Origin of the sequence: Paenibacillus sp. MBLB1832, assembly GCF_032271945.1 — a bacterium.
Classification (GTDB): Bacteria; Bacillota; Bacilli; order Paenibacillales; family NBRC-103111; genus Paenibacillus_E; species Paenibacillus_E roseopurpureus.
On record NZ_CP130319.1, the window covers coordinates 519,397 to 544,155 of the forward strand.

Annotated in this window: 20 protein-coding genes, 1 rRNA gene and 1 riboswitch; of the genes, 18 read left to right on the plus strand and 3 right to left on the minus strand. The window is 50.4% G+C overall.

Features of this window, described 5'->3' with window-relative positions; genetic code table 11:
- Positions 1-14: 14 nt before the first annotated feature.
- Entirely contained in the window at positions 15-1,052 is a 1,038-nt protein-coding gene (locus tag MJB10_RS02465; protein ID WP_314801416.1) for an LCP family protein, read from the minus strand.
- Between the two features lie 199 nt (positions 1,053-1,251).
- On the opposite strand from MJB10_RS02465, the gene MJB10_RS02470 reads away from it, so the two are divergent.
- Genes MJB10_RS02470 through MJB10_RS02480 form a run of 3 tightly spaced genes read left to right on the plus strand, consistent with a single transcriptional unit; the run spans position 1,252 to position 3,886 of the window.
- Positions 1,252-2,310: an ABC transporter ATP-binding protein gene (locus tag MJB10_RS02470; RefSeq protein ID WP_314801419.1), complete on the plus strand. Its 1,059-nt coding sequence runs from the start codon at positions 1,252-1,254 to the stop codon at positions 2,308-2,310.
- The gene (locus MJB10_RS02475) at positions 2,303-3,097 is read left to right on the plus strand and encodes an ABC transporter permease (protein ID WP_314801421.1); all 795 of its coding nucleotides are present in this window, start codon (positions 2,303-2,305) and stop codon (positions 3,095-3,097) included. Before MJB10_RS02470 ends, MJB10_RS02475 begins: the two co-directional genes overlap by 8 nt.
- A gap of 3 nt (positions 3,098-3,100) precedes the next feature.
- Positions 3,101-3,886 carry an ABC transporter permease gene (locus MJB10_RS02480; protein WP_314801423.1) on the plus strand — a complete coding sequence of 262 codons (786 nt, stop codon included), beginning with the start codon at positions 3,101-3,103 and terminating at the stop codon, positions 3,884-3,886.
- 466 nt (positions 3,887-4,352) lie between these two features.
- Here MJB10_RS02480 and MJB10_RS02485 read toward each other — a convergent pair whose 3' ends face one another.
- The gene (locus MJB10_RS02485; RefSeq protein WP_314801425.1) at positions 4,353-5,111 is read right to left on the minus strand and encodes a YheC/YheD family protein; all 759 of its coding nucleotides are present in this window, start codon (positions 5,109-5,111) and stop codon (positions 4,353-4,355) included.
- A 237-nt stretch (positions 5,112-5,348) separates the two neighbouring features.
- Here MJB10_RS02485 and MJB10_RS02490 point away from each other — a divergent pair, with 237 nt between their 5' ends.
- From MJB10_RS02490 to MJB10_RS02545, 13 genes are all read left to right on the plus strand, one after another.
- Positions 5,349-6,569 carry an AMP-binding protein gene (locus MJB10_RS02490; RefSeq protein ID WP_314801427.1) on the plus strand — a complete coding sequence of 407 codons (1,221 nt, stop codon included), beginning with the start codon at positions 5,349-5,351 and terminating at the stop codon, positions 6,567-6,569.
- Between the two features lie 14 nt (positions 6,570-6,583).
- On the plus strand, positions 6,584-7,549 hold the full coding sequence (gene sbnA / locus MJB10_RS02495; protein WP_314801430.1) for a 2,3-diaminopropionate biosynthesis protein SbnA: 966 nt from the start codon (positions 6,584-6,586) through the stop codon (positions 7,547-7,549).
- A 17-nt stretch (positions 7,550-7,566) separates the two neighbouring features.
- Positions 7,567-8,547 carry a 2,3-diaminopropionate biosynthesis protein SbnB gene (locus MJB10_RS02500; protein WP_314801433.1) on the plus strand — a complete coding sequence of 327 codons (981 nt, stop codon included), beginning with the start codon at positions 7,567-7,569 and terminating at the stop codon, positions 8,545-8,547.
- 248 nt (positions 8,548-8,795) lie between these two features.
- Positions 8,796-10,070 carry a phytoene desaturase family protein gene (locus tag MJB10_RS02505; protein ID WP_314801435.1) on the plus strand — a complete coding sequence of 425 codons (1,275 nt, stop codon included), beginning with the start codon at positions 8,796-8,798 and terminating at the stop codon, positions 10,068-10,070.
- Positions 10,071-10,159: 89 nt separating this feature from the next.
- Positions 10,160-11,032, plus strand: coding sequence for an RNA polymerase sigma-70 factor (locus MJB10_RS02510; RefSeq protein WP_314801438.1), 873 nt, complete (start codon positions 10,160-10,162; stop codon positions 11,030-11,032).
- Between the two features lie 71 nt (positions 11,033-11,103).
- Positions 11,104-11,586, plus strand: a complete 483-nt coding sequence (gene bcp, locus MJB10_RS02515; protein WP_314801441.1) for a thioredoxin-dependent thiol peroxidase — start codon at positions 11,104-11,106, stop codon at positions 11,584-11,586.
- A 149-nt stretch (positions 11,587-11,735) separates the two neighbouring features.
- Positions 11,736-13,202, plus strand: coding sequence for a polysaccharide deacetylase (locus tag MJB10_RS02520; protein ID WP_314801443.1), 1,467 nt, complete (start codon positions 11,736-11,738; stop codon positions 13,200-13,202).
- Positions 13,203-13,267: 65 nt separating this feature from the next.
- On the plus strand, positions 13,268-14,245 hold the full coding sequence (locus tag MJB10_RS02525) for an AAA family ATPase (protein WP_314801446.1): 978 nt from the start codon (positions 13,268-13,270) through the stop codon (positions 14,243-14,245).
- 13 nt (positions 14,246-14,258) lie between these two features.
- Positions 14,259-15,476, plus strand: coding sequence for a DUF58 domain-containing protein (locus MJB10_RS02530; RefSeq protein ID WP_314801449.1), 1,218 nt, complete (start codon positions 14,259-14,261; stop codon positions 15,474-15,476).
- Positions 15,463-17,868 carry a transglutaminase-like domain-containing protein gene (locus tag MJB10_RS02535; RefSeq protein WP_314801452.1) on the plus strand — a complete coding sequence of 802 codons (2,406 nt, stop codon included), beginning with the start codon at positions 15,463-15,465 and terminating at the stop codon, positions 17,866-17,868. Before MJB10_RS02530 ends, MJB10_RS02535 begins: the two co-directional genes overlap by 14 nt.
- Before the next feature lie 120 nt (positions 17,869-17,988).
- Entirely contained in the window at positions 17,989-19,527 is a 1,539-nt protein-coding gene (guaA, locus tag MJB10_RS02540) for a glutamine-hydrolyzing GMP synthase (protein WP_314801455.1), read from the plus strand.
- Positions 19,528-19,705: 178 nt separating this feature from the next.
- A complete protein-coding gene (locus MJB10_RS26645; RefSeq protein WP_397386565.1) occupies positions 19,706-19,885 on the plus strand; it encodes a Spo0E family sporulation regulatory protein-aspartic acid phosphatase in 180 nt (59 codons plus the stop codon).
- Between the two features lie 38 nt (positions 19,886-19,923).
- Positions 19,924-20,346 (plus strand): nuclear transport factor 2 family protein, encoded by a 423-nt coding sequence (locus tag MJB10_RS02545; RefSeq protein WP_314801458.1) that lies wholly within the window; start codon positions 19,924-19,926, stop codon positions 20,344-20,346.
- Positions 20,347-20,351: 5 nt separating this feature from the next.
- Here MJB10_RS02545 and MJB10_RS02550 read toward each other — a convergent pair whose 3' ends face one another.
- Positions 20,352-20,729 carry a DUF3888 domain-containing protein gene (locus MJB10_RS02550; RefSeq protein WP_314801460.1) on the minus strand — a complete coding sequence of 126 codons (378 nt, stop codon included), beginning with the start codon at positions 20,727-20,729 and terminating at the stop codon, positions 20,352-20,354.
- Between the two features lie 157 nt (positions 20,730-20,886).
- Positions 20,887-20,987, plus strand: a riboswitch (purine riboswitch).
- A 175-nt stretch (positions 20,988-21,162) separates the two neighbouring features.
- On the opposite strand from MJB10_RS02550, the gene MJB10_RS02555 reads away from it, so the two are divergent.
- Both MJB10_RS02555 and MJB10_RS02560 read left to right on the plus strand, forming a co-directional pair.
- Positions 21,163-22,566 (plus strand): NCS2 family permease, encoded by a 1,404-nt coding sequence (locus tag MJB10_RS02555; RefSeq protein WP_314805455.1) that lies wholly within the window; start codon positions 21,163-21,165, stop codon positions 22,564-22,566.
- 409 nt (positions 22,567-22,975) lie between these two features.
- A 16S ribosomal RNA gene (locus MJB10_RS02560) occupies positions 22,976-24,517 on the plus strand.
- The last annotated feature ends 242 nt before the right edge of the window (positions 24,518-24,759 follow it).

Below are 24,759 nucleotides of genomic sequence, written 5' to 3' on the forward strand. Positions count from 1 at the left end.
GTACACGTTCAACGTCACTTCTTCCCGCTCTTCGGCGTCGGAGACGGTGAAGCTGACGGCTTGGTTGGCCCTGTATCGGCTTCAGCCGTACCAGCAAAAAGATTTTTAATATACTGCTGCAGTTTTAATCGATCGGCTGTAATGACAGATGCGCCGCGGATGTTTTTCTCCACGAGCAAGTCAGTTGGCGGAAGCTGCGAGGAGATGATGCCATCCGCCTTGGCTTCGTAGCCAAGGCTGCCGAGCTTGAGCATGTCGGTTACACTTAGATTCGTATCAATATACGGATCGATGGCATTCAATATCCGCGGCAGCTTAATCAAGGACGAGGTGGATTGCATTTTACTCGCAACGGCTGTCAGGAACTTCCTTTGACGCTCGGTCCGCGAGAAGTCGGATAGCGCATCATGTCGGAAGCGGACGTACTGCAGAGCTGTTTTGCCATCGAGATGCTGTTGTCCTTTTTTCAAATTAATATCGTAGACATGATCATCTTCGGAGTCGGAGTATTTCATATCTTTTTCCACATCAATATCAATCCCGCCGACCGCATCAATGAGGGCGATGAACCCTTTGAAGTCCGTGTAAACATAATACTGAACAGGAATGCCGAGCAGATCGCTGACGGTTTTCATCGCCAAATTTGGGCCGCCTGTGGTGATCGCGGTGTTAATGCGGTCTTCGCCTTCACCTGGGATTTTGACATAGGTATCACGCAAAATAGAGAACAGATACGCCTTCTTCGTCACAGGATCGATGGATGCCAGCATAATACTGTCGGATCGAGGCAGCTCATTCTTAACCATACCGCGGGAATCTCCACCTAGAAGTAAAATGTTCACGCGCTGCTTGCCTTCCCATTTGGGCGGCGTATACTTATCGCCTTTATCCTTAATGGTGCTCGGGATGAGGGAACCGCCCCCCGTACCCTTCGCATTGTCCGATTTATGCGAGATATTATTTGCAAAACTATAGAAGGCATAAGAATAATAGCCAGCAGCAACCATTAGGAGTAACACGACCAGGAGCAGAATCCGTTTGAAAATTTTCATGACTAGGTAAGCTCCTTTCATTGACCAATAATCTGTACTTTTTTTTATAACAGAATTGGAGTATCATGAGCATGTTGTCGTTGTGTTGTATGAAACATCATTATGATCCATATTATAGATGCTACGAAACTTCGATAGCAAGTAATGACGAATGTTGACGCAATTTGTAGCCGAGACGACGAAGTCAGGGGGAAAACGCATGTTAGCTATAGATGTACAGATGCTGCGCAAAGAGTTTCAAGTGCAGCAAAGCCGCGGCGGACTTAAGGGAGCTGTGCAAGATTTATTCAAACGAGAATACAAGCAGATTACAGCTGTGAAGGATATTTCCTTTCAGATTCCGAAAGGCGAGATCTGTGGATATATCGGTGAAAATGGTGCTGGGAAATCGACGACGATCAAGATGCTCACAGGTATTCTAGTTCCAACCGCAGGTCATATCAAGGTGAATGGCTTTGTGCCCTTCAAGGAGCGAGAAAAATTCGTTGCCGGGATTGGTGTTGTCTTCGGTCAGCGCAGTCAGCTGTGGTGGGACATCGGTGTCGTGGAGTCGTTCCAGCTGCTCAAAAAAGTGTATCGCGTCTCGGACGCCGATTACCGCAAACGGCTCGACGAGCTCGTTGACCGCTTGCAGCTGTCGGATCTACTGTCACGACCTGTCCGCAAGCTGAGCTTAGGACAGCGGATGCGCTGTGAGCTTGCTGCTTCGCTCCTTCACAATCCAGAGATCCTGTTCCTCGATGAGCCAACCATTGGCCTCGACATCGTGGTCAAAACTGAAATTCGCGAATTTCTCAAGTCGCTCAACCAGCGGTACGAAACGACGATTCTGCTCACCACGCACGATTTGCAGGACATCGAAGCGTTATGCTCCCGTGTTATTATGCTGGATGACGGCCGAATTATTTATGATGGCGGACTGGAAGAATTGAAAGCGCGCTGGGGCAAGGGCAAAGAGGTTGTGCTTCAGTTCGAACATCCGACGACACTTGCGCGTCTTCAAGAGTTGACTGCAGGGCTCGATGTAGCTTGGCAATTGGAAAATGAATTGTCTGCAAAGGTCTTTATCCCATACGAACGAGCCAACATTTCAGATGTGCTGGGCCGCGTCGTCGGTGTGCTGCAAATTCAAGATATTAAAATCAATGAAACGAATACCGACGATATCGTGCGCGAAATTTATAAATCAGGCTCTGCCGAAGTGAAACGTCTGGACACCCTGCAGCCAGAGGGAGAGGGAGTCACGACCCATGCTTAGTGCTTATTTAGAAGTCATCCGCATGCGGTTTCTGATGATGCTTGCCTATCGGGTGAACTATTACAGTGGAATCCTGATCTATGCGCTCAATATCGGTTCTTATTATTTCGTCTACAAAGCCATTTACGGTGACCACGCGATGATCGGTGGTTTAACGCTTGGCCAAATGACAACGTATGTAGCGATTTCCTGGATGGGTCGCGCATTTTACTTTAATAATCTAGATCGTGAGATTGCGAATGAGATTCGCGATGGCAGCGTGGCGATCCAGTTCATAAGGCCGTACAATTATATTTTTGTGAAAATGATGCAGGGTTTAGGCGAAGGTGTGTTTCGTCTCTTGCTTTTCACGACACCGGGCATGATCTTCATCTGGCTATTGCTGCCGATTCAACTTCCATCGGATCCGAGCCTATGGGTTATCTACTTGGTCATGCTGTTCTTCAGTTTCCTCATTAATACGCAGTTGAATATCATCACGGGCTTGTTCGCATTTTTCCTAGAAAATAATGAAGGACTCATGCGAATGAAGCGCGTTGCCGTTGATTTGTTCTCGGGATTGATTATTCCGATTTCCTTCTTCCCAGGCTGGTCCAAGTCGATTCTCGAGTGGCTGCCGTTTCAAGCGATTACGTACTTACCGAGTGCGGTGTTCACTGGCAAAATTACAGGCCATGCGATCCTCCAAAACTTCGGGGTTCAAGCCCTTTGGTTCTTGGTGTTAATCATTCCGATCTATGTGCTGTGGGTCAAATCCAAAACACGTCTTTTCGTACAAGGAGGGTAACGCATGTTCTATATCACCCTCATTTTCGACTATTTTAAAAATTACATGAAAACACGGCTCACCTACCGATCCGATTTCTGGATTGAAGTACTGTCCGACTTACTATTTAATGGATTAAATCTATTCTTCATTCTTGTCGTTTTTTTGCAAACGCAATCGATGGGCGGCTGGAATCAAGAACAAATTTTGTTCATCTACGGTTATTTTATGATCCCGTATGGCATATTTATTTCCTTTTTTAATTTATGGGGCTTTAGCGAGCGCTATATTATCAAAGGAGAGATGGATCGCATTCTGACGCGGCCTGCGTATAACCTGTGGCAGCTGATGCTGGAGAATCTCGATCCCGCCTCACTGTTCAGTGCATTGGCAGGTATGGTCGTTATGATCTATTCCTGGGTGAAGTTGGACCTGCCTTTCCACTGGCATGACCCGTTGATCTTCATTGTCATGGTGCTGGGCTCCATTCTCATTTATGCAGGCGTATACGTTTCGTTGACCGCGCTGGCGTTCTTCTCCGATGCGCCGACGGGTATCCTGCCATTAATCTGGAACATTCAGAACTATGGCCGCTACCCAGCGACGATTTATAACAAGCTGCTGCGAAGTATTCTGACGTGGATTTTGCCATTTGCGTTCGTTGGCTTCTACCCAGCTGCGTATTTCATCGATCCCGAGAATTGGAAATGGTTTGCGCTATTGACCCCAGTTGTAGGCATCGCCTTCAGCATTCTGGGCATCACGATCTGGAACATTGGTGTGAAAAGGTACCGCGGCGCGGGTTCATAGTTGCATATTATGTTGGAAAAGACTGCTTGGCGATATTTCGCTGGGCAGTCTTTTTCATGTTGATTGTGGGACTAGTTGAGGTATTGGCGTATGAGTGATGGATCTTGGAGGGCGGGTGGATAGTACCCAGATTACCTGTTCCTGCAAATGTGCAGGATATTCGTGGCATCCGCTTCTTGGGAGGAGGAGTTCCTGCAATTGTGCAGGATTTTCTCCTGTATTCGAGCCAAATTCCGATATTCGCGTCAAATTGATGTACTTTAGCAGCAATTTCCTCTAATGGAACATTTAGCACATAAATTCCTGCAGATACGCACCAATTATGCATCTGCCGCACCTGAGCCGCCCATTTCGGGAGTCTCAGCAGACATCTCAGCTAGTTTCTCTTGTGGGCGTCCAAATTTGGGAGGCACAGCTACCAAAAGGGCTGCTTTCGGCATATCCCGCTCGTGCCCAACCGCACCCCCTACGGCCGCGGCGCCCTCTTCGCCTTCGAGCAGGTCAAATCATAGATCCGGCCATTGGCGCGGCCGTACTGGACGATTCGGCGGATGATGCGGGGATCCGCCAATTTCGTGAACGGGCACGGGTCCGGTCGCGTGTTGACCTCCAAGATCCACGGTCTCAGCTTACCGTCGACCGCAATATCCAGCCCGAGCTCGCGCATCGCTGGATACTCACGACCGAATTGATCGGCGGTCAAATAGGCGATGCGCTCCATTTTGCGCTGAAGCGCATCCGTTGCCTCCTGCCCCAATTTGGGCTTTAACAGATCGGACGGATCGTAGATGGTGCCGCCTTGGCTACCGTTCGTCACGGCTTTGTCTGGATGGGCGACGCGCGCGACGGTACCTGTGCACACCCATTTTCCAGCGGGATTGCGCTGAATCATGACCCGGAAATCGAAGGGGTTGCCCTCATGCTTAAGCACATGAATCCCCTTCTGAATAAGGTAGCGCTTCGTGCCGCATTGCTGCAAAAGGGAAGCGTACAGCTTATCGAACGTCGGCAAGCTGTAAATCTGCACGCCGCGTTGGTAGCGATAGGTTCCCCCTTGCTTTTCCACACGCATGACGCCGATCCCTAAGGATCCGACATCGGGTTTGACATAGACCATGCCGTGCATGGTGAGCAGCGCATATAGATTTACTCGGTCAAAAGGATGTGTCGCAGGCACATACGGGTGCAAAGCGCGATTGCGCAGCAATAGGCGTGTTTTTATCATTTTACTCGAGATAGCTTTCAATGATGATGACATGGCTCGATCCTTTCTCTCTGGAACTGGAGCTGTAACTTGAATGGATACTTTACTACCATATGCCCGCACAGGGGGACAGGTGAGGAGGGGATTGACGCTTTTGTAAGTGAAGAACGATGGGCGGGATTACCGCATAGGATATGTAGTCGGGGTATTTGTTTGCAGACAGGTGCCCTAGCGCCGCGGGAGGAGGAACTACACACCATGCTGTTCAAGGAAATGTTACACACGTTGAAGCGTCAATTCCCTTGGCTGCTGCTGGAAGGTGAGCCTGCTGTTGACATGGCGCAAAATGAGTCGCAGCTGCTGACTGCATTGCCGCTCGTAACATCGGACGTATTGGAGGAATTTTACTATACACCGACCAATCCTTTGCTGAATGAAACGGATATGAACCGTTACCAGACATCGGGTACGAGCGGGAAGCGACGGAAAACGATTTTGTATTCCCCAGCGGATGAGGAAGCGTACTTACGCATTAAATTGGATGTGTTTAAAAGGATACTGAACGGCACGCATTATCGAACGGCGATGGCGGATATGGGCACGGGGCACGCGGAGGCCACAGCGGTTGATGTATTCCGAGCACTCGGCATGGAGGTCGAATCGGTATCGTTCCAGCTTCCGATCGAAGCTCACATTGAACGGCTGCAAAACTTCAGACCTGAAGTGCTCTACACGATGCCGTCGATTCTGGATCGACTGTTGCTCGCTTCGGAGAATCCAGCCGCCTATGGCATTCGGCATGTCATTCTGGTTGGAGAAATTGCTTCGCCCGCCTGGCGGAAGCGAGCAGCCGAAAGGCTTGGTATAGCAGAGACGCAGATCACAGATACGTATGGTTCCATTGAGATCGGGACGATCGCCTATTGGGCACATGAGGTTGGCAGGTATGTGTTTACAGAGGGAATTATCGCCGAAGGGGTCTCGGTGGACGTGTTGGGAATTGAGATGGACCCGCTCGCGGATAAGCAGGAGCAAGTATTGGTGCTGACCTCGACGGTCAGAGATTCGTTCCCGGCGCTGCGGTATGTGACGTACGATGTAGTGCGCGATTTGAGAACGATCGACATAGACGGTGTCCTGACGCCAAGCTTTCAAAGTATTGTGAAACGAATTGGACCGGATCTGAAGCATGGGGAAAAAATCAGCATTTATGACCTAGAAGATGTCGTATACAGCCATGTGCGAGATGCCAGCATTCGCGTGGAAGTGAAGGGGAACGCCTTGGCGGTTTATGTATATAGGTCACAGATTGAGCAAGCGGTTCTGGACAGCATTCGGACGGACATCGAGAATCGAATTCCTGCCATCGGGATGATGATTAGGGCGCGGCTTTTAGAAGGAATTCAGGTCATGGCAGGCACCTATGAAGACGCACACCACCGGACATCTGTGAAAAATAAAAAGATTTTTTACACGTAATGGAGGGGAAGCGGATGGAGCTTGAAGGTGGTATTGTGGAAGCGATCGGAAGCACGCCGCTCATTCGGCTGTCGCGATTATTCAAGGATCAGCCCTTTGAGGTGTATGGCAAAATGGAATGGATGAACCCTGGCGGCAGCGCCAAGGATCGTCCTGCCTTATTTATGCTGCGCGAAGCGATTCGACGGGGTGAAGTGACGCGTGATAGCGTCATCGTGGAGTCGAGCTCGGGCAATTTGGCGATCAGCTTGGCACAGCTCTGCTGCTATATGGGGCTGCGCTTTATCTGTGTCGTGGATCCCCGGACAACGCGGCAGCATCTTCAGATTATCCGCAGCTTGCGCGGAGAAATCGATCTTGTCTCCGAGCCGGATGAGGCGACAGGCGAGTTCCTGCCAGCGCGGATTCGCCGTGTGGCTGAGTTGGTTAGTGGGATTCCGAACGCCTACTGGACCAATCAGTACGGAAGTCTGGACAACGCGAAGGCGCATCGCGAAACGACAATGCGGGAAATCGGCGAGCAGTTGGGCGAGATCGATTATTTATTTTGCGGTGTCTCCTCGTGCGGGACGATTCGCGGGTGTATGGAGGAGATTCGAAGCTGTGGATGGGCGACACAGATTGTCGCTGTGGATGCGCAGGGCAGTAGTATTTTCGGGGGGGCCAAAGGTCCGAGGAACTTTCCAGGATTAGGCGCTGGGATTACGCCAAGTCTGCATCGGCATGATGTTGCTGACAGGGTTATCTATGTCTCCGGCAGAGACTGCGTCGAGGGTTGCCGCGCGCTTGTGCGCGAGGAAGCCGTGCTGGCTGGCGCCTCCAGCGGCGGAGTCGTTTCAGCGATTCGGCGGATGAGCGAATTCATACGGCCTGGAGCGGTATGCGCAGCGATTTTGCCTGATCGGGGTGAACGGTATTTGAACACGGTGTACAACGATGAATGGGTGCGCAAAGAGGTCGGGTATACGCCGAGTAACTAGCATGGGAGACTAGCGGAATGCTGTATTTGCAGGATGACCATATCCGAGAAATCGGAATCGATTGGGAGAAGCTAACGAATATCGTTCAGGAAGTTGTTGCAATTGAAGACAGTGGGGATTGTGTCCACCCCTTGAAGCCGTACTTACGCTTTCGCCATCCGGCCAACCGCATCATCGCGATGCCTGCCTATGTGGGCGGTCATCTGCAATTGGCGGGGATTAAATGGATTGCGAGCTTTCCGAATAATCGTCAGGTAGGACTTCCTCGGGCACATAACACGTTAATTCTGAATCATGTGGCGACAGGAGAACCGACTGCTTTTATCCACAGCGGCTTGCTCAATGGACTGCGAACGGCAGCAGTAAGTGGTGTTGTCATGAAGCAGTTCGCAGCGGCTCGACAGCTGGATGAAATCCGTCTTCATTTGATCGGATGGGGGCCGATTGGACGGCTGCATTTGGATATGTGTGTGGCTCTTTTTGGCGAAAAGATTACAGGGGTGAGTCTCTATGATCTGAACGGCATTGCCCCGCACTCGATTCCTGAAGAAGTTCGAGGGATGACACGTGTGACACGTGATTGGCGAACGGGGTATAGGGATGCCAATGTCATTCTGACCTGTACCGTGGCTGACGAGCGCTATATTGATGAAGCCCCGCCTTGCGGCGCGTTGCTGTTGAACGTATCGCTCAGGGACTATCGGGCGGAAAGTGTAGCGGATGTGAAGGCGATTGTCGTGGATGACTGGCACGAGGTGTGCCGGGAGCAGACCGATATCGAACAGCTGCATCAGCGATATGGGTTGCAGAGGGCGGATGTGCGAACGCTGGCTGACGTCGTACTACGTGATCAGTTGGGGGAATGGGATGCGTCCGAGCCGATCTTCTTCAATCCCATGGGTCTGGGCATTTTCGACATTGCCATTGCGGGCTATTATTGGCAGGAGGCGCTGCGGCTGAACAAGGGGATCACCTTGGCGGGCAGCAGGCAAGTGTGAGGGAGGTTCTCTGCGGAGGGAACCTCTTTTTGGTTTGTTTGGTGCGACTGTCCCGAACTACATATCCACAAACTTACCCACAAGTCCACAGGGTACAAAGTCCTTATTGTGTATAACTTTTGAGATGTGTATTAACATATCCACAACGGGAAATATCCACAAAAGTTCGCTTGTGGATTATTTTTTTGTCACAAACCACACTCCTATTTCGCCATATGGAAGTAAAAGCGAAACGGAGGATGATAAACATGACAACAACATGGGACACGGTAGTGATTGGCGGGGGATTGGCTGGCTTAATCGGTGCGATCGAAGTAGCGCAAGGCGGGCGCAAGGTGCTGCTGCTGGAGAAATCCAGTCGGCTGGGCGGAAGGGCCATGACGAATAAGAAGCACGGCGTTCATTTGAACCTTGGCGGACATGCCCTTTATAAGGCGGGAGAGGCTTATCGCATCCTGCGAGAGCTAGGCATTCACATCGAAGGAGGCGCACCCTCCTCGCGGGTTAAGGCGTTATGGCATCATGAGCTTATGCCAATGCCTGCGACTCCAGCCAGTATGCTCACTTCTAAATTGCTCACATGGTCGGGCAAATGGGGACTGATGCGATTGATGATCAAATTGAGCAGTAGTGATATTAACAAGCAAGGAGTGGTGACAGTTCGGGAATGGGCCGAGCGGGAGATAGCCGATCCGATGGTCCGACATATTTTCTATGCGTTGTGCCGAACGGCAACGTATTCGCACGATACGGATCATTTGCTGGCAGGCCCCGCACTTGTGCAGGTGAAGCGTTCATTGAAGGGAGTGCTCTACCCTCACGGCGGCTGGCAAACGATTGTCGATCAACTTCGCGAGAAAGCGGCCAAAGTAGGCGTTCATATTCGCGGCAATGCCAGTGTGAAAGAAATTGTACATGAGCATGGCAACGTACAGGGAGTTAGGTTGGCGGATAACGAGCTGATTCAGGCTCGATCTGTTCTCAGCACCGCATCACCGTCGGAGATTCACCAGATGGTTCGCGGAGCTGAACGGACTCAGCTGCAGCAGTGGCGGGAGGAAGCACGTCCATCGAAAGCGGCTTGCCTCGACATCGGCCTGAGAAAGCTTCCGGTTAAAGATAGAGACATCATGCTTGCGCTGGATCAGCCGATCTTTTTCTCGCATCATACGCTGAATGCCAAGCTTAGTGATGATGGGACCTTGGTCGTGCATCTGATCAAATATAACGGACCTGGAGAGAGCGATCCCAAGGCTGATGAGGACATTCTGACGGCGATTATGCGTACCTTGCATCCCGGTTGGGAGAAGGAAGTGGTGACCAAACAGTTCCTGCCTAATATGACGGTCGTTCACGACACCTTGCATAAGGGGAGGAGCAACCTGCAAACAGGGCCATCCGTTGAAGGGATACTCGGTCTTTATGTAGCAGGAGATTGGGTCAGTCACGGCGAAATGCTGGCGGATGCTTCCGCGGCGAGTGCGAGACGTGCGGCTGTGGCTATTTTAACAAAGAAACAATAACGCTAAGAATGTACATTAAAAAATCGACCAATGACTACGAAACGGGGGTGTGCCAGTTGGGAATTGCAGGTGATTCCACTTCCACAGACATGGTTGCAACCTATAAACCGCTGCTTTTCGCCTTGGCGTATCGGATGCTTGGCAGTGTGATGGATGCCGAGGATGCTGTTCAGGAAACCTTTCTGTATGCCAATGAAAAAGGTTTGACCCATGTTCACAATCCGAAGGCTTATTTATGCAAAATCGTGACCAACCGCTGCATCGACACCCTGCGCTCCGCCAGCAAAAAGAGGGAAGTCTATGTAGGCCCCTGGCTGCCAGAGCCGCTCCTTCACGATACCGCAGACGACCATGCGCCAGATCTGGCGTATATTCATAAAGAATCTCTTTCCACGGCATACCTTCTGCTACTGCAGCAGCTTTTGTGGGTGGAGCGCGCTGTATTCCTGCTTCGCGAGGTGCTGGACTACGACTATGAGGAGATTGCGGATGTGGTAGGCAAAAGCAGCACGAATTGCCGGCAAATTTTCCGGCGAGCCAAGCGTGCGATCAGCGTCCCCTCCGAGCGGGGCGGCGAATCAATCAAACAGCCTGTGCGGGAACAAACCGCAGCGGTCGTGGAACAATTCGTGCAAGCACTCGCGTCGGGGAACATCGCTGGGCTGCTTGCGATTGTCAAATCGGATGCCATTCTCTATTCCGATGGCGGCGGCAAGGTGAATGCAGCGATCAATCCGATTGTTGGTGCGCAGCGTATCGTTATGTTCCTAGCAGGCCTGCGGGCCAAAGCGCCAGAAGGCTACCATTTCAAGCTTACGCAGATTAATGGACAGATGGGTATTGCAGCTTATGTTCACGAACAACCGTATAATGTGATGACGTTCCGTATCGAGCACGGGCAGATTCAGGCCATGTATAATGTCTTAAATCCGGATAAACTGAGACACCTTGCTTCCCATTGATGTCCTGTGCGACATGCCGCATAATGGATGGATAGACTGAATAAATAGCGGAGTAAGAGGAGAGAGCATCATTGAAGAAAGAGAAAGAAGCCGCAGCGAGCAAACGTAAGGCACCGTCCTTTTCGCTGCAGGCATCCAATGGAGAAAAAGTTTCATTAGCCGACTACAAGGGACGCAAAGTCGTCCTTTACTTTTACCCACAAGACAACACACCGACTTGCACCCAGCAATCTTGCGATTTCCGCGACTACAATGGTAGATTTGCAGAGCTAGGTGTGGAAGTGATCGGCATCTCACCAGACGAGATGAAATCGCACGATAAATTTATCGCGAAGTACGAGCTGCCGTTTCTGCTGCTTTCGGACCCCGACCATAAGGTAGCGGAGAAGTACGGCGTATGGGCATTGAAAAAACTGTATGGCCGCGAATATATGGGCATCGTGAGATCGACCTTTTTGATCAATGAGAAGGGCTGGATCGTGAGAGAGTGGAGTAAAGTGAAGATTAAGAACCATGTGCAGAGTGTGTTGGATGCCGTGGTGGAGATGGGTTAGGGGAATAGCGAAATATAGTTGAAGGAGGACCTACGAGGTTCTCCTTTTTTGTTTCTAACACCCTCTCATTCTTTCTGTCATACTCTCTCACCCACGCCCATATACTCTATCAGATAGCAAAATGATAGAACAAGCGGAGGGATCATCGGATGCGTTTACAGCTGCAGTCTTCGAAGATTAACAAGGTACGGTTTCACTTCATCATGGTTGCTTGTTTGCTAGTTTCACTTTGTGTAGGCATGCTGCCAGCGCGGGCAGCGGAGAGTGGGGAGGCTCAAGCTGCGGGACAAGCTGTACAGGACGTGTACCAACAGCTGCAAGCAGGGAAGAGACTGAGACCCGAGAGTACATATGTTACACCAGAACAACCTACCGTTTATTTAACGTTTGATGATGGTCCGAGCAAGCTGACAAATCAGGTGCTCGACATTTTAGATAAGGAAGACGTGAAGGCGACGTTTTTCGTGCTAGGCGAGCAAGCGAAGTCGCATCCAAATGAGCTCAAAAGAATTGTGAAAGACGGTCATGCCATTGGCAATCATACCTATAATCATGTGTATAAAGAGCTTTACAGCGATTTTCAAACGTTTTGGATGCAAATTAGCCGCACGGAAGACATGATCGACGATATCGTCGGCATCAGGCCGCAATTGGTGCGTGCGCCGGGCGGGACGGCAACGAATTTCGATGCCAATTATTATTATCTGATGGAACAAGCGGGTTACATCGTGCATGACTGGAACGTGGACAGCGGAGATTCGAAGCGGGCGAATGTGCCCGTGAATGAGATCTGGCAAACGGTGAAAGCCTCACCGCTGGAGCATGAAATTAATATTTTGTTCCACGATGGCACGGGTCACGATTCTTCGGTTGAGGTCCTGCCCAAAGTCATTAGCTACTATAAACAGTTAGGCTATGCCTTCGCACCGCTGACCGACAAGGTCAAACCAAAGCAGTTCAGCATCACGAAGCCCAAATGGTCGCGCACTATGAGCTTGAAGCATTTCCAAGATCTGCTGGGGCAGACGCAGGCTTACGCCACTGCACATCCAAGTGCTGCGGAGATCGCAAGGAGAGAAGCGGAGCAGCTTCTCGCACAGAAAGCGAAGGCAGAGGCCGAAGAGAAAGCAATAGCGAAGCAGAAGGCGGAAGCCGAAGCAGCTAGACAAGCTGCGTTACCGTTGCAGGTGCATGTGCAAGGCGGGGGGACTTTTTCCATAGAGTCATCCCATTATCAATTGCAGGCGAATCGAATCGAGCTGCCTCTGCGTTATTTGATCGAGAAGATGGGCGGAAGCGTCGAGTGGCAACCAGATACCCGATCAGCCGTGGCTCACTACGGCATCTATGATATGGACTACGATTTGACGAATCGGAGCATTCATCTTTTTACACTTGGGAGGCCTGTGGCTTCCTATTATCTCGCAGATATGACGATGCAGAATAGTCAAATTATCGTTCCTTTGCGCAAAACAATCGATTTGCTAGGCGGACGTGTTACGGATGCCGTGATGGACGCGAATTCTCGCGAAGTGTCATTGGCGCTGCGGCCTTTCTTCTATTGGAAAGAAAATAATAGTCTAGTTCCTACTACGCTATTTGCTATGGGCTATTAATGTCTAAAAGAGTAGAGAGCTGGCAAAGCTAGAAGCATACCTTATTAGAAGGAGGCTTCTTGTCTATGGCATCGAAAACACGCATCTTCGATCAACCCCAGCCTCTTGTGGAACGGATGATCATGAACGTAGAGAAAGTGATAGTGGGAAAGAGAGAAACGATAGAGAGAGCTTTCATTGCGATGTTGAGCGGTGGACATCTTTTGCTGGAGGACGTTCCCGGTGTAGGCAAAACGATGTTGGCACGCGCACTGGCACGAACGATTGGCTGCGAGTTTAAGAGAATTCAATGCACGCCTGATTTACTGCCTTCGGATGTGACCGGTGTCTCTGTGTTTAATGTAAAAACAGGTGAATTTGAATTTCGCCCAGGGCCGTTAATGACGTCCGTGGTGCTAGCCGATGAGTGCAACCGAACTTCGCCGAAGACGCAGTCCGCGTTCTTGGAAGCGATGGAGGAGCAGCGGGTGACCATTGATGGCGCCAGTTATGAGCTGCCGAAGCCGTTCGTTGTGATCGCCACGCAAAATCCAATGGAGTACGAAGGTACGTATGCGCTGCCGGAGGCGCAGATGGATCGTTTTATGATGAAGCTGTCGCTCGGGTACCCGTCGCAGGATCAGGAAATTCTGATGCTGGACCGGTTGCAGGACCGTCACCCGCTGGAGGGGTTGAAGCCTGTCATTGTGCAGGATGAGTTCGTTCAGTTGCAGAAGGAAGCGGCCATGGTTCATGTGGATAACACGTTAAAAGAATTTATTGTGCGCTTGGCCTTAGCAACGCGGAATCATGCAGATTTCTACATTGGCGCAAGTCCGAGGGCTTCCTATGCCTTAATGCGGGCTGCGCAGACGGCGGCGTATGTGCAAGGAAGAAGTTTTGTTGTACCCGATGATATCAAAGAGTTCGTACTGCCGGTTTGGACACATCGGCTAATTCTGACATCCGACGCTCGGATGACGGGCAAGTCTGCGGCAACGATTCTCCAAGGCATTCTCGACAGCATGCAAGCGCCTGTTCTTCGCTATGTCACGGCGAAGTAGGGGGCTATTACCAATGAAAAGCTGGGGAAAAACGACACTCTTATTCGCGGCTTGTGTAGGTTCGATCTATTTGGCTTATCAGCAAGGCGGCGTAGGAGCCTGGTATTTAGGCATCTGTTTGTCCTTGATCTGGATTCAAGCCGGATTCTTCTATGTGTTTGCGTTAAAAGGTTTGCAGGTCAATCGCCACCTATCCAGCAATGTGCTGGTCTCGGGCGATGATTTGACCATTGTATTGGAAATCAAGCATCAATCGCCTGTGCCTCTCCCGTGGTTAGTCGTGAAAGAAACCTGGATGCATGAAGGAAGCGGGATGAAGCTCTCCTACAGCAAGCTGTTGTTCCCATGGTTCCAACGTACGTGTGTGCTCCCTTACAGGATCACACATCTCCTGCGAGGCAGTTACCGATTTGCTCATTTGGAGGCGGTGACGGGGGATCTTTTTGGTTTTGCTGTTCGTAAAATGGTGCGGGAAGATCTGCAGCGCTATATCGTGTACCCACGACCAGACGCGTTGGATCGAAGGGGGATGGAGTTCCAGTCCGATGAGGGCGACGTCTCAAACAAGCGCGGGCCAAAAGCGGAAACGCCGCTGATCAGCGGCGTCCGCGATTATGCCAGCGGTGATCCGTATCACCGCATCCACTGGAAATCATCCGCCCGGCTCAGCCGGCTGATGACTAAAGACCCCGAGCCCACCGCCTCCACGAAGTGGATGCTGCTGCTCGACAGCGCGCCTGCGGCGGGTCCAGCTGAGGCGGCGCAGCCGCTGCTGGAGAAGGGCGTCGCCCTCGCGGCGGGCTTCTTCGAAGCTGCCGCCTCCGGGCGCGAGAGCTGCGGCTTCGCCTGCAGCTCCTCCACCACAAGGCGAATCGCGCCGACGATTCGCCCCGACCTGACGCTCGCGTACGAAGTGCTCGCGAGCGTGGGCGGCAAGCCCGCCCTGCCCTTTCCTGACCTCGTCAGGAAAGAGGCGGCGGACTTGCCGCCTGAGGCGTCGATGCTGTGCATCACATCGACGCTGGATACGGCGCTGGTGCGCGCGGTAGCCGACGCGCGCGCCAGGCGCCGAGCCGTGCACGTGATCTACGTGCACGCGCGGCCGTCCCTCTCGGTCGCAGAGCGAGAGGGGGCTTCCCAGCTGCAAGCCGCAGGCTGCAGCTTCACGGAAGTGCCGCATCCGCAGAGCCAGTGGCCTGTGCAAGGGGGTGTAGCGGATGCAACCGCTTGAACATCGCCGGCGCTCTCATTCTTTGGCATCACATACGAGCACGAATTCTCCAGCGCCATCCCGCGCTGACCGCTCGCGCTCAAGCACTCCCGGCTCTGGCCGTTCACAGGCCCGTTCACGGGCTAGTTCGTCGGGTTCGGGCGCAACGCGCATCCCGTCCAAGCTCATCTTTCGCGCCGATCATGCGGCGGTTGTTCAACCGCATTTGTTTCGAGACGGCCTGCTCTCCTTGCTGCTCTTACTGCTGCTCTCCGAATGGCTGCGCCCGCTAGCGTGGATGGCAGATGCGTCCATGCCAATAGGACCGCTGCTTGTTGTATTTGGGCTTTGCCTGGCCATAGATTGCTTCAGAGTCCCCTATAGTTGGGGGTGGCTGGCCAAGTGTATCATCATTGTTGTGTTTATTGGCTATCTGTTTGACCGAGAGCAATTGGTCAGCGGTGGATGGCTCATGGAAGTCATGAGAACCTTTGCGCAGGACATTGCCTATCTCGTCCAAGGTCACTTAGACGTGATTAGCGGAGAAATGCGTACGCTTCTTTTCTTGTTCGGCTGGTCGTTGCTGCTCTCCGTTGTTCAAGCCTTGATGCTCCAGAGACAGCACAGCCTCTGGTTGGTCATGGCTACCGTTTTGTATTTGGTCGGCATCCAACTTTTGTTAGGGGCGGACACGACACAAGGGATGATCCGCACACTGTGCTATGGACTGCTCTTGATGGCGCTGCTCAATCTATCGAGGATTGAACAGACCTTTCGTGTGACTTCGACACGTGCGGGGAACTACATGCAATGGTTGATGGCTAGTCTACTCATCGTGGGAGTGCTAACGGGTGTTGGTTGGTTATCGGCCAAACAGACAGACGCTGCGCCGTTGATGAAGCCAATCTCCTGGTGGCATTGGTATGATCGTTTATTTGAACTGTATAACGAAGAAACAGGAAGCACCCCTGCTATAGCTACCTCAGGCTACGGGTTGAATGATATGGCGCTTGGAGGTCCACTCCAGGTGGACACAACGCCGATTTTCACAGCACGAACACCGATCCTCACCTATTGGCGCGGCGAGTCCAAAAGCGTCTACGACGGCAAAGGCTGGACCGAGCCTAATCCTTATTTGGTCAGCTTCGCAGCTTCTACACCAGCTTCAGCCGCTCCCGTAATCAAGCAGGAAATCCTGCTGAGCGGTAAATCGCTGAACAAGCAGCTATTTGCAGGCGGTCAATTACTGAGCGTGGATAAGCTGCTGACCGAGAAAGGGAAGCAGCTTGCCTCCGACACGCTGCTGATGTCCAAGGCTAGCGGGAAAACCGTGCTGCCAGAAATTGCAGAACCTCTGTCGTATTACCAAATCACCGTCCAGCCTGTCACGGAAGACCCGACCTTGCTGAACGCGGACTCGGGAGCCTATCCTGCGGATATCACAAACGCCTACCTGCAATTGCCGTCATCGCTGCCGCGAACTGTGCGGAGCTTGGCGGAGCAGGTGACATTAAACCGCGAAACGCCGTATGCCAAGGCCGTCGCGATCGAGCAATATTTGAGCCATACCTATACCTATAGTCTCGAAAAGCCGACCCTGCCCACTCGCAGTGAAGATTTCGTCAGCCATTTCCTGTTCGTCGATCGGGTAGGGTATTGTGATCATTTTTCCACGGCCATGGTCGTGATGCTTCGTTCGGTGGGCGTGCCAGCGCGGTGGGTCAAAGGCTTTGCACCGGGCACCGCGCAAGGCGGCTACGATGATGAGGGGCTTCAGGATGTGATTGTCCGCAATCTAGATGCGCATGCGTGGGTGGAGGTTTATTTCCCTTCCGTGGGATGGGTTCCATTCGAACCGACGCCAGGCTATTCAGCGATATCCGCAGATCTCCCGAGAGATGCGATGACTGCAGCCATGAAGGAGCCATCAACTGGTGCGGTGAAGCATACCGCGGTCTCTGATTCCTTAATCGCTCGTTCGAATCAATGGGTGCAAACAGCGAAGAATAATCTGGTCCATTTGGTAAAGGCTTATAGAAGCAGCGTTTTTTATGCTGTTAGCTGTCTCGTGTTGTTGATGGGGTTAGCGGCCATTCTTCGTCGCCAAGGCTATCTGCTTCCTAGCAGAGGACGCTCGTCTACCTACAACACAGAAGCCGAGAACGTACATCCGCTTACTCCTTATATGGATCGTTTGTGGCGGCAGTTATTCCGCAAATACGGAGTCAAACCGGCGAACCAAACCGTACGCGAATACGTGATGGGACTCCCTGTGCCCCAGCGTGACCGACAGCAGGCGCTGCTGACTTTTGCCCAAATCTATGAAAGTGTTCGCTATGATCCGGCTCGCGCCATGACGTATTCGAAACGGGAAATTACAGCGATTTGGAAAGCGATTCAAAAGTCACAGTAAATTCCCTTTACATCCTAGGTGCCTAATGTTTAAAATTAGTACCTAGAGATAGCAAGAAGTGGACAAGGGTGGGGTTCTGCTCCTGACGCTTCTATTGCTACGAACCTAGGAGGTCGGATAATGAGTAAACCGAGTGAAATGATCGTTGTTTTAGATTTTGGCGGACAATACAATCAATTGATTGCTAGACGAATCCGTGATTTGGGCGTATACAGCGAATTGCTGCCGCACAATACATCGGTTGATAAAATACGCGAGTTGAACCCGAAAGGGATCGTGTTCTCAGGCGGACCTGCCAGTGTTTATGGCGAAGGCGCTCCTGCTGTGGATGCGGGTGTCTACGATTTGGGCATTCCGATCTTGGGGATTTGTTACGGCATGCAGTTAATTGCTCACCAATTGAACGGTAAAGTTGAAGCTGCGCACACGCGTGAGTACGGCAAAGCTGATCTTGTTTTCTCAAGCGAAAACCCGTTGGTGAAAGGTCTTGATGCACAGCAAACGGTCTGGATGAGTCACGGTGACCACGTTTCCGTACTTCCTGAGGGTTTTGTGGTACAAGCAAGTACCGATTCACTGCCTATTGCTGCAATGAGCAACCGCGATCGCAACATTCATGCAGTTCAGTTCCACCCTGAGGTTCGTCACTCTGTTCAAGGAAACGAAATGATCCGCAACTTCATCTATGAAGTGTGTGGCTGTGAAGGTGACTGGACGATGTCTTCCTTCGTGGAAGATATGATTAAAGAGCTTCGTGCTGAGGTTGGCGATAAAAAAGTGCTTTGCGCACTAAGCGGCGGCGTAGATTCCTCCGTTGTTGCGATCCTGCTTCATAAAGCAATCGGCGCTCAATTGACATGTATGTTCATCGACCACGGTCTTCTGCGTCAAGGCGAAGGCGAGAGCGTCATGGAAACATTTGTAGGCAAATTCGATATGAAAGTTGTCAAAATAGATGCGAAAGACCGTTTCCTCGGCAAATTGGCTGGCGTTTCGGATCCAGAGCAAAAACGTAAAATCATCGGCACCGAATTCATTCGCGTGTTTGAAGAAGAGTCCAGCAAGTTTGATGACTTTACCTTCTTGGCACAAGGCACGTTATATACGGATATCGTAGAAAGCGGCACAGCAACCGCCCAAACGATCAAATCCCACCACAACGTTGGCGGACTGCCGAAAGATATGAAGTTCAAGCTCGTAGAACCACTCAAAACCTTGTTCAAAGACGAAGTACGTAAAGTGGGCGAAGAGTGCGGCCTTCCTGCGGCGATCGTATGGAGACAACCGTTCCCAGGGCCTGGTCTTGCGATTCGCGTCTTAGGTGAGGTTACCGAGGATAAGTTGAAAATCGTACGTGAATCCGACGCCATCCTGCGCGATGAAATCGCCAAAGCTGGCTTAGATCGCGAGATCTGGCAGTACTTCACAGCGCTGCCTGGCATGAAAAGCGTAGGCGTCATGGGTGACGGCCGTACGTATTCCTACACCGTCGGCATCCGCGCAGTAACGTCCATCGACGGCATGACCGCTGACTGGGCGCGTATCCCGTGGGATGTGCTCGAGAAGATCTCCGTTCGTATCGTGAACGAAGTCGAGAACGTCAACCGTATCGTGTATGACATCACGTCCAAGCCGCCGGCTACGATTGAGTGGGAATAGGCTGAAAAAATACTCTCTTTCATTTGTGTTGTATAGCAAATGAAAGAGAGTATTTTTTATAATTAATTCTAAAAAATTTTCTAATATTTTCCTAATGACACAGTGTTATTATTACCAAATAAGATGAATTTTTCGGAAAAATACTTCATAGAATTGTTGGTGATGCAGGGTGGAATCTATGGAAACTATTCTTCAAGCTAAAATTAACTTGTTACGCTGCCAGATGGTTGAGCAGGCAAGTATTTATGGCAGTTTTACCAACGAAAGTGTCGTAAAGATAAGTCAATTATTAGACCGCTATATTGTGGTTTATCAGAGGCTGATACTGCAAAGAGCGAAGTTGAAATTAATTAGCTAGCCTATAAAACATAATGGATGATGGAGGAGTGATGGCGGATGACACAGCACGAAGCGATTATTAGAACCGTGAATGAATTGTTTATTTTTACGGATGAGCGGGACTGGGATGGCGTCAAGCGGACTTTGGCGGCTGAAGTTTTGCTCGATATGAGCTCCATGGGGGCTGGAGAGCCGACGGTCCTAAGCGGTGAACAAGTAGCTGCGGGTTGGGAAGAGGGACTAAGGAAGCTTCAGGCTATCCATCATCAGGTCGGCAACTATTTGGTAGATGCCACGGAGGACGGAGCAGACGTATTTTGCTATGGAATAGCTAGTCACTACTATCCGAATCCAACAGGGCAAAATGTGCGGACATTCGTCGGGACCTACAACATTCACTTGGCAAAAGCGGATTCTGGATGGAGGATCGATAAGTTTCGCTTCAACCTTAAGTACATAGACGGAAACAAGGACTTATAAACGAATTACCCATCCTTATGCTTATAATCCGTCACGCTAACCCGAGCAGGATTAACATCAATCGTTATCGTTTCTGTGCCGTAGGGCGGATTATGAGCACCTTCAAATGTTTTTACTTGAACATTGACAATAAAACCAAAACCGCCTTCGCGTTCTCTTTTAATATGTAGAATTTTAGCATTAAATAAATCAAACTGCTTGGGATGGCCATAGTAACTGGTAACAGCTTGCTGGAGATATGGAAAAAGTGTCGTTAGCAACGTATCATGGGTCAGTTTTTCTGTTGTTTCTTTAGATGATGGCTGTGGTGCAGCATGGACAGTGCCCCTACTCGAAATAACTAAAATAATCAATAGTAAAATGGCTGCGAAAGATTTCCTCATAATAATCACCTCATGGTTATGCTTCCCAACAAAGGTGTAAAGAATGAATATACAAAGGTACTTTTAAGTCGTCAAAAAAGCCGAACGTTCTGGGAGATTTTGCCCTTTTAATGTTCGGTTTTTTATGTTGACAATTGGTCAATTCCTCACTAAAATATGAAATTGGATAACAGTTTTTCGTATAATCTCGGGGATTGGCCTGGGAGTTTCTACGAGATCACCGCAAATGATCTGGCTACGAAAAAAAGGAACGATATCCGTATGAGTTTATCGTGCGACTTCACCTATTGAAGGCAGCCCTCATATGGACGGCTCCTTTTTCGTACCCAGAATCAGCAAGACGATTCTGGGTTTTTTGCTGTTTGCCAGCACGTATAGAGCACGTTCGCTTCGCGCAATCCCACCATTCATTAGGAGGAGTAGGAAGATGGATTTGGATCGTTTTTTTAAGCTGAAACAAAATGGCACCACGGTAAGAACAGAAATCATGGCAGGGATTACAACGTTCATGACGATGGCTTACATCCTTGCAGTAAATCCAGACATTCTAAGTGCATTTAAATCAGGGGCAACGGGCGGAGATTGGACTGCGATTTTCTTAGCAACAGCTATTGCAGCAGGTGTGATGACGATAGCGATGGGGCTTTTTGTTAACTTCCCAGTGGCGCTTGCACCAGGTATGGGTTTAAATGCGTACTTCGCGACGATCATTTTGACCTCGCAAGGGAAGTTTACGTTTGCTATGGGACTGACTGCCGTATTTATTTCCGGAATTATATTCATCATCCTTACGGTTACGAAAATCCGTCAAATGCTTCTTGTCGCTATTCCAGATAGCTTGAAGCATGCCATCACAGTTGGTATTGGTTTGTTTATTGCCATGATCGGTTTCAAAAACAGCGGTATCCTTACCGTTGCCGTTGAAGCAGGTAATGACATCAAAGCGCATCAATTTACGGATGTTCTTTCTTTTGAAACGATCTTCCACATGGGTTCATTAGAAGATAAAGGTGTTATTTTAACACTCGTAGGCATTCTATTGATCTCCATCTTAATGGTACTTCGCGTTCGCGGCGCCATCTTGTTCGGTATTCTAGGAACAACCGTTGTCGGTTATTTCATGGGGATGGTTGACCTAGGTACATTAACTAGTGACAAAACGACTTGGGTACCTGATATGTCCAAACTGCGTTTCGCGGATTTTGATTTCGCAGGTATTATGACGACAGGCATCATCTCAGTTATTGCTACATTTACGTTCGTTGAGTTATTTGATACATTCGGTACGATGGTCGGGACTGCTTCCCGCGCTGGTATTATGAAGAACAAAGAAGAAGGCAACAAACGCGTTGGTAAAGCGATGTTCGTTGACGCAATCGGCGTTAGCGGCGGAGCTCTGCTTGGAACAAGCACAGTAACAGCATATGTTGAAAGCGCAGCTGGTGTTGCTGAGGGCGGACGTACAGGTTTGACTGCAGTAACAACAGGCGTATGCTTCTTGCTTGCCCTGTTCTTGGCGCCAATTGCTATGCTGGTACCAGGTTCTGCAACTGCGGCAGCTTTGATCGTTGTTGGTGTGCTTATGGTTCAATCCATCAAAGAAATTGACTTCCAAGACTTCGTTATCGCGATTCCTGCGTTTCTAACGATCGTATTGATGCCTTTCACATACAACATTGCGAACGGGATTTCCTTCGGAATCGTAACGTACGTTGTTCTTGCGACAGCTGCTAATTTAGGTGGCAAAAGTGACAAGAAATACAACGTTCACTGGTTAATGTGGATCCTTGCTCTGTTGATCATTGCGCGATACGTCTTTATTGGCAGCCAAGGTTAAAATGAAAATGAAGGTTCTGGTGCATATGCGCCAGAGCCTTTTTTTGTATTCCTTCTATTTATAATAGGAGGAACTATTCGAAACAATTGGAATTGTGGAACTTTTCCAAAGGGGTTGTAATTGTTTTCTGAGCATGGTACATTAGTCCTCGTTGTTCTTGAGCCAAGCCGCTTTGAGAGACACGAAAAAAAGTGCTTGCAATTGAAAAACGATCTGTGGTATATTACTTCTCGCTGCTACGGTAACACGGCAGTGAGCGAAAGAAATTGATCTTTGAAAACTGAACAACGAGTGAGTAAAGCGAAAGCTTTCGAAGCGACATTTCCTCTGGATATGTTGTAAGTCGAGTAATCGACTATAAATGAGATTAATAATCTCGCTAGCATCAAAATGAGCAAGTCATCTTTCTTTTATGGAGAGTTTGATCCTGGCTCAGGACGAACGCTGGCGGCGTGCCTAATACATGCAAGTCGAGCGGATCACACCTTCGGGTGTGGTTAGCGGCGGACGGGTGAGTAACACGTAGGCAACCTGCCTTCAAGATTGGGATAACTATCGGAAACGATAGCTAAGACCGGATAGCTGGTTTTCTCGCATGAGAGAATCATGAAACACGGAGCAATCTGTGGCTTGAAGATGGGCCTGCGGCGCATTAGCTAGTTGGTGAGGTAACGGCTCACCAAGGCGACGATGCGTAGCCGACCTGAGAGGGTGAACGGCCACACTGGGACTGAGACACGGCCCAGACTCCTACGGGAGGCAGCAGTAGGGAATCTTCCGCAATGGACGCAAGTCTGACGGAGCAACGCCGCGTGAGTGATGAAGGTTTTCGGATCGTAAAGCTCTGTTGCCCTAGACGAACAGCATCAGGAGTAACTGCCTGGTGTGTGACGGTATAGGAGAAGAAAGCCCCGGCTAACTACGTGCCAGCAGCCGCGGTAATACGTAGGGGGCAAGCGTTGTCCGGAATTATTGGGCGTAAAGCGCGCGCAGGCGGTCATTTAAGTCTGGTGTTTAATCCCGGGGCTCAACCCCGGTTCGCATTGGAAACTGGATGACTTGAGTGTAGGAGAGGAAAGTGGAATTCCACGTGTAGCGGTGAAATGCGTAGAGATGTGGAGGAACACCAGTGGCGAAGGCGACTTTCTGGCCTATAACTGACGCTGAGGCGCGAAAGCGTGGGGAGCAAACAGGATTAGATACCCTGGTAGTCCACGCCGTAAACGATGCATACTAGGTGTCGGGGATTCGATTTCTCGGTGCCGAAGTTAACACAGTAAGTATGCCGCCTGGGGAGTACGCTCGCAAGAGTGAAACTCAAAGGAATTGACGGGGACCCGCACAAGCAGTGGAGTATGTGGTTTAATTCGAAGCAACGCGAAGAACCTTACCAGGTCTTGACATCCCTCTGACCGTCCTAGAGATAGGGCTTCCCTTCGGGGCAGAGGAGACAGGTGGTGCATGGTTGTCGTCAGCTCGTGTCGTGAGATGTTGGGTTAAGTCCCGCAACGAGCGCAACCCTTGATCTTAGTTGCCAGCACTTTGGGTGGGCACTCTAGGATGACTGCCGGTGACAAACCGGAGGAAGGTGGGGATGACGTCAAATCATCATGCCCCTTATGACCTGGGCTACACACGTACTACAATGGTCGGTACAACGGGAAGCGAAGCCGCGAGGTGGAGCCAATCCTTATAAGCCGATCTCAGTTCGGATTGCAGGCTGCAACTCGCCTGCATGAAGTCGGAATTGCTAGTAATCGCGGATCAGCATGCCGCGGTGAATACGTTCCCGGGTCTTGTACACACCGCCCGTCACACCACGAGAGTTTACAACACCCGAAGTCGGTGGGGTAACCCGCAAGGGAGCCAGCCGCCGAAGGTGGGGTAGATGATTGGGGTGAAGTCGTAACAAGGTAGCCGTATCGGAAGGTGCGGCTGGATCACCTCCTTTCTATGGAGACTCGGTCTTGATAAGACCAGTCAAGCTTTACTCACTCGTGTTCAGTTTTGAAGGATGAATTAACCCTTCAAACCCGTTGACAACCAACATCGCTTTGCGCATGTAATGGTTGCAACATTGTTGACGAATCTACGATTCGCAACTTGTTCCTTGAAAACTAGATAACGAAACGAAATGTAAAGTAAGAACTTAGGTAGCATGATCTTCGGATCTTGCACAATCTTTAAATGTAA

What these genes read in the sequence shown, in the direction of transcription:
- sbnA (WP_314801430.1), top strand. Translation starts at nt 6,584, where the DNA reads ATGGAGCTTGAAGGTGGTATTGTGGAAGCGATCGGAAGCACGCCGCTC.
- MJB10_RS02525 (WP_314801446.1), top strand. Translation starts at nt 13,268, where the DNA reads ATGGCATCGAAAACACGCATCTTCGATCAACCCCAGCCTCTTGTGGAA.
- MJB10_RS02510 (WP_314801438.1), top strand. Translation starts at nt 10,160, where the DNA reads ATGGTTGCAACCTATAAACCGCTGCTTTTCGCCTTGGCGTATCGGATG.
- MJB10_RS02485 (WP_314801425.1), bottom strand. Translation starts at nt 5,111, where the DNA reads ATGATAAAAACACGCCTATTGCTGCGCAATCGCGCTTTGCACCCGTAT.
- MJB10_RS02465 (WP_314801416.1), bottom strand. Translation starts at nt 1,052, where the DNA reads ATGAAAATTTTCAAACGGATTCTGCTCCTGGTCGTGTTACTCCTAATG.
- MJB10_RS26645 (WP_397386565.1), top strand. Translation starts at nt 19,706, where the DNA reads ATGGAAACTATTCTTCAAGCTAAAATTAACTTGTTACGCTGCCAGATG.
- MJB10_RS02470 (WP_314801419.1), top strand. Translation starts at nt 1,252, where the DNA reads ATGTTAGCTATAGATGTACAGATGCTGCGCAAAGAGTTTCAAGTGCAG.
- MJB10_RS02475 (WP_314801421.1), top strand. Translation starts at nt 2,303, where the DNA reads ATGCTTAGTGCTTATTTAGAAGTCATCCGCATGCGGTTTCTGATGATG.
- MJB10_RS02490 (WP_314801427.1), top strand. Translation starts at nt 5,349, where the DNA reads ATGCTGTTCAAGGAAATGTTACACACGTTGAAGCGTCAATTCCCTTGG.
- MJB10_RS02505 (WP_314801435.1), top strand. Translation starts at nt 8,796, where the DNA reads ATGACAACAACATGGGACACGGTAGTGATTGGCGGGGGATTGGCTGGC.
- MJB10_RS02520 (WP_314801443.1), top strand. Translation starts at nt 11,736, where the DNA reads ATGCGTTTACAGCTGCAGTCTTCGAAGATTAACAAGGTACGGTTTCAC.
- guaA (WP_314801455.1), top strand. Translation starts at nt 17,989, where the DNA reads ATGAGTAAACCGAGTGAAATGATCGTTGTTTTAGATTTTGGCGGACAA.
- MJB10_RS02530 (WP_314801449.1), top strand. Translation starts at nt 14,259, where the DNA reads ATGAAAAGCTGGGGAAAAACGACACTCTTATTCGCGGCTTGTGTAGGT.
- MJB10_RS02545 (WP_314801458.1), top strand. Translation starts at nt 19,924, where the DNA reads ATGACACAGCACGAAGCGATTATTAGAACCGTGAATGAATTGTTTATT.
- MJB10_RS02480 (WP_314801423.1), top strand. Translation starts at nt 3,101, where the DNA reads ATGTTCTATATCACCCTCATTTTCGACTATTTTAAAAATTACATGAAA.
- MJB10_RS02550 (WP_314801460.1), bottom strand. Translation starts at nt 20,729, where the DNA reads ATGAGGAAATCTTTCGCAGCCATTTTACTATTGATTATTTTAGTTATT.
- MJB10_RS02535 (WP_314801452.1), top strand. Translation starts at nt 15,463, where the DNA reads ATGCAACCGCTTGAACATCGCCGGCGCTCTCATTCTTTGGCATCACAT.
- MJB10_RS02500 (WP_314801433.1), top strand. Translation starts at nt 7,567, where the DNA reads ATGCTGTATTTGCAGGATGACCATATCCGAGAAATCGGAATCGATTGG.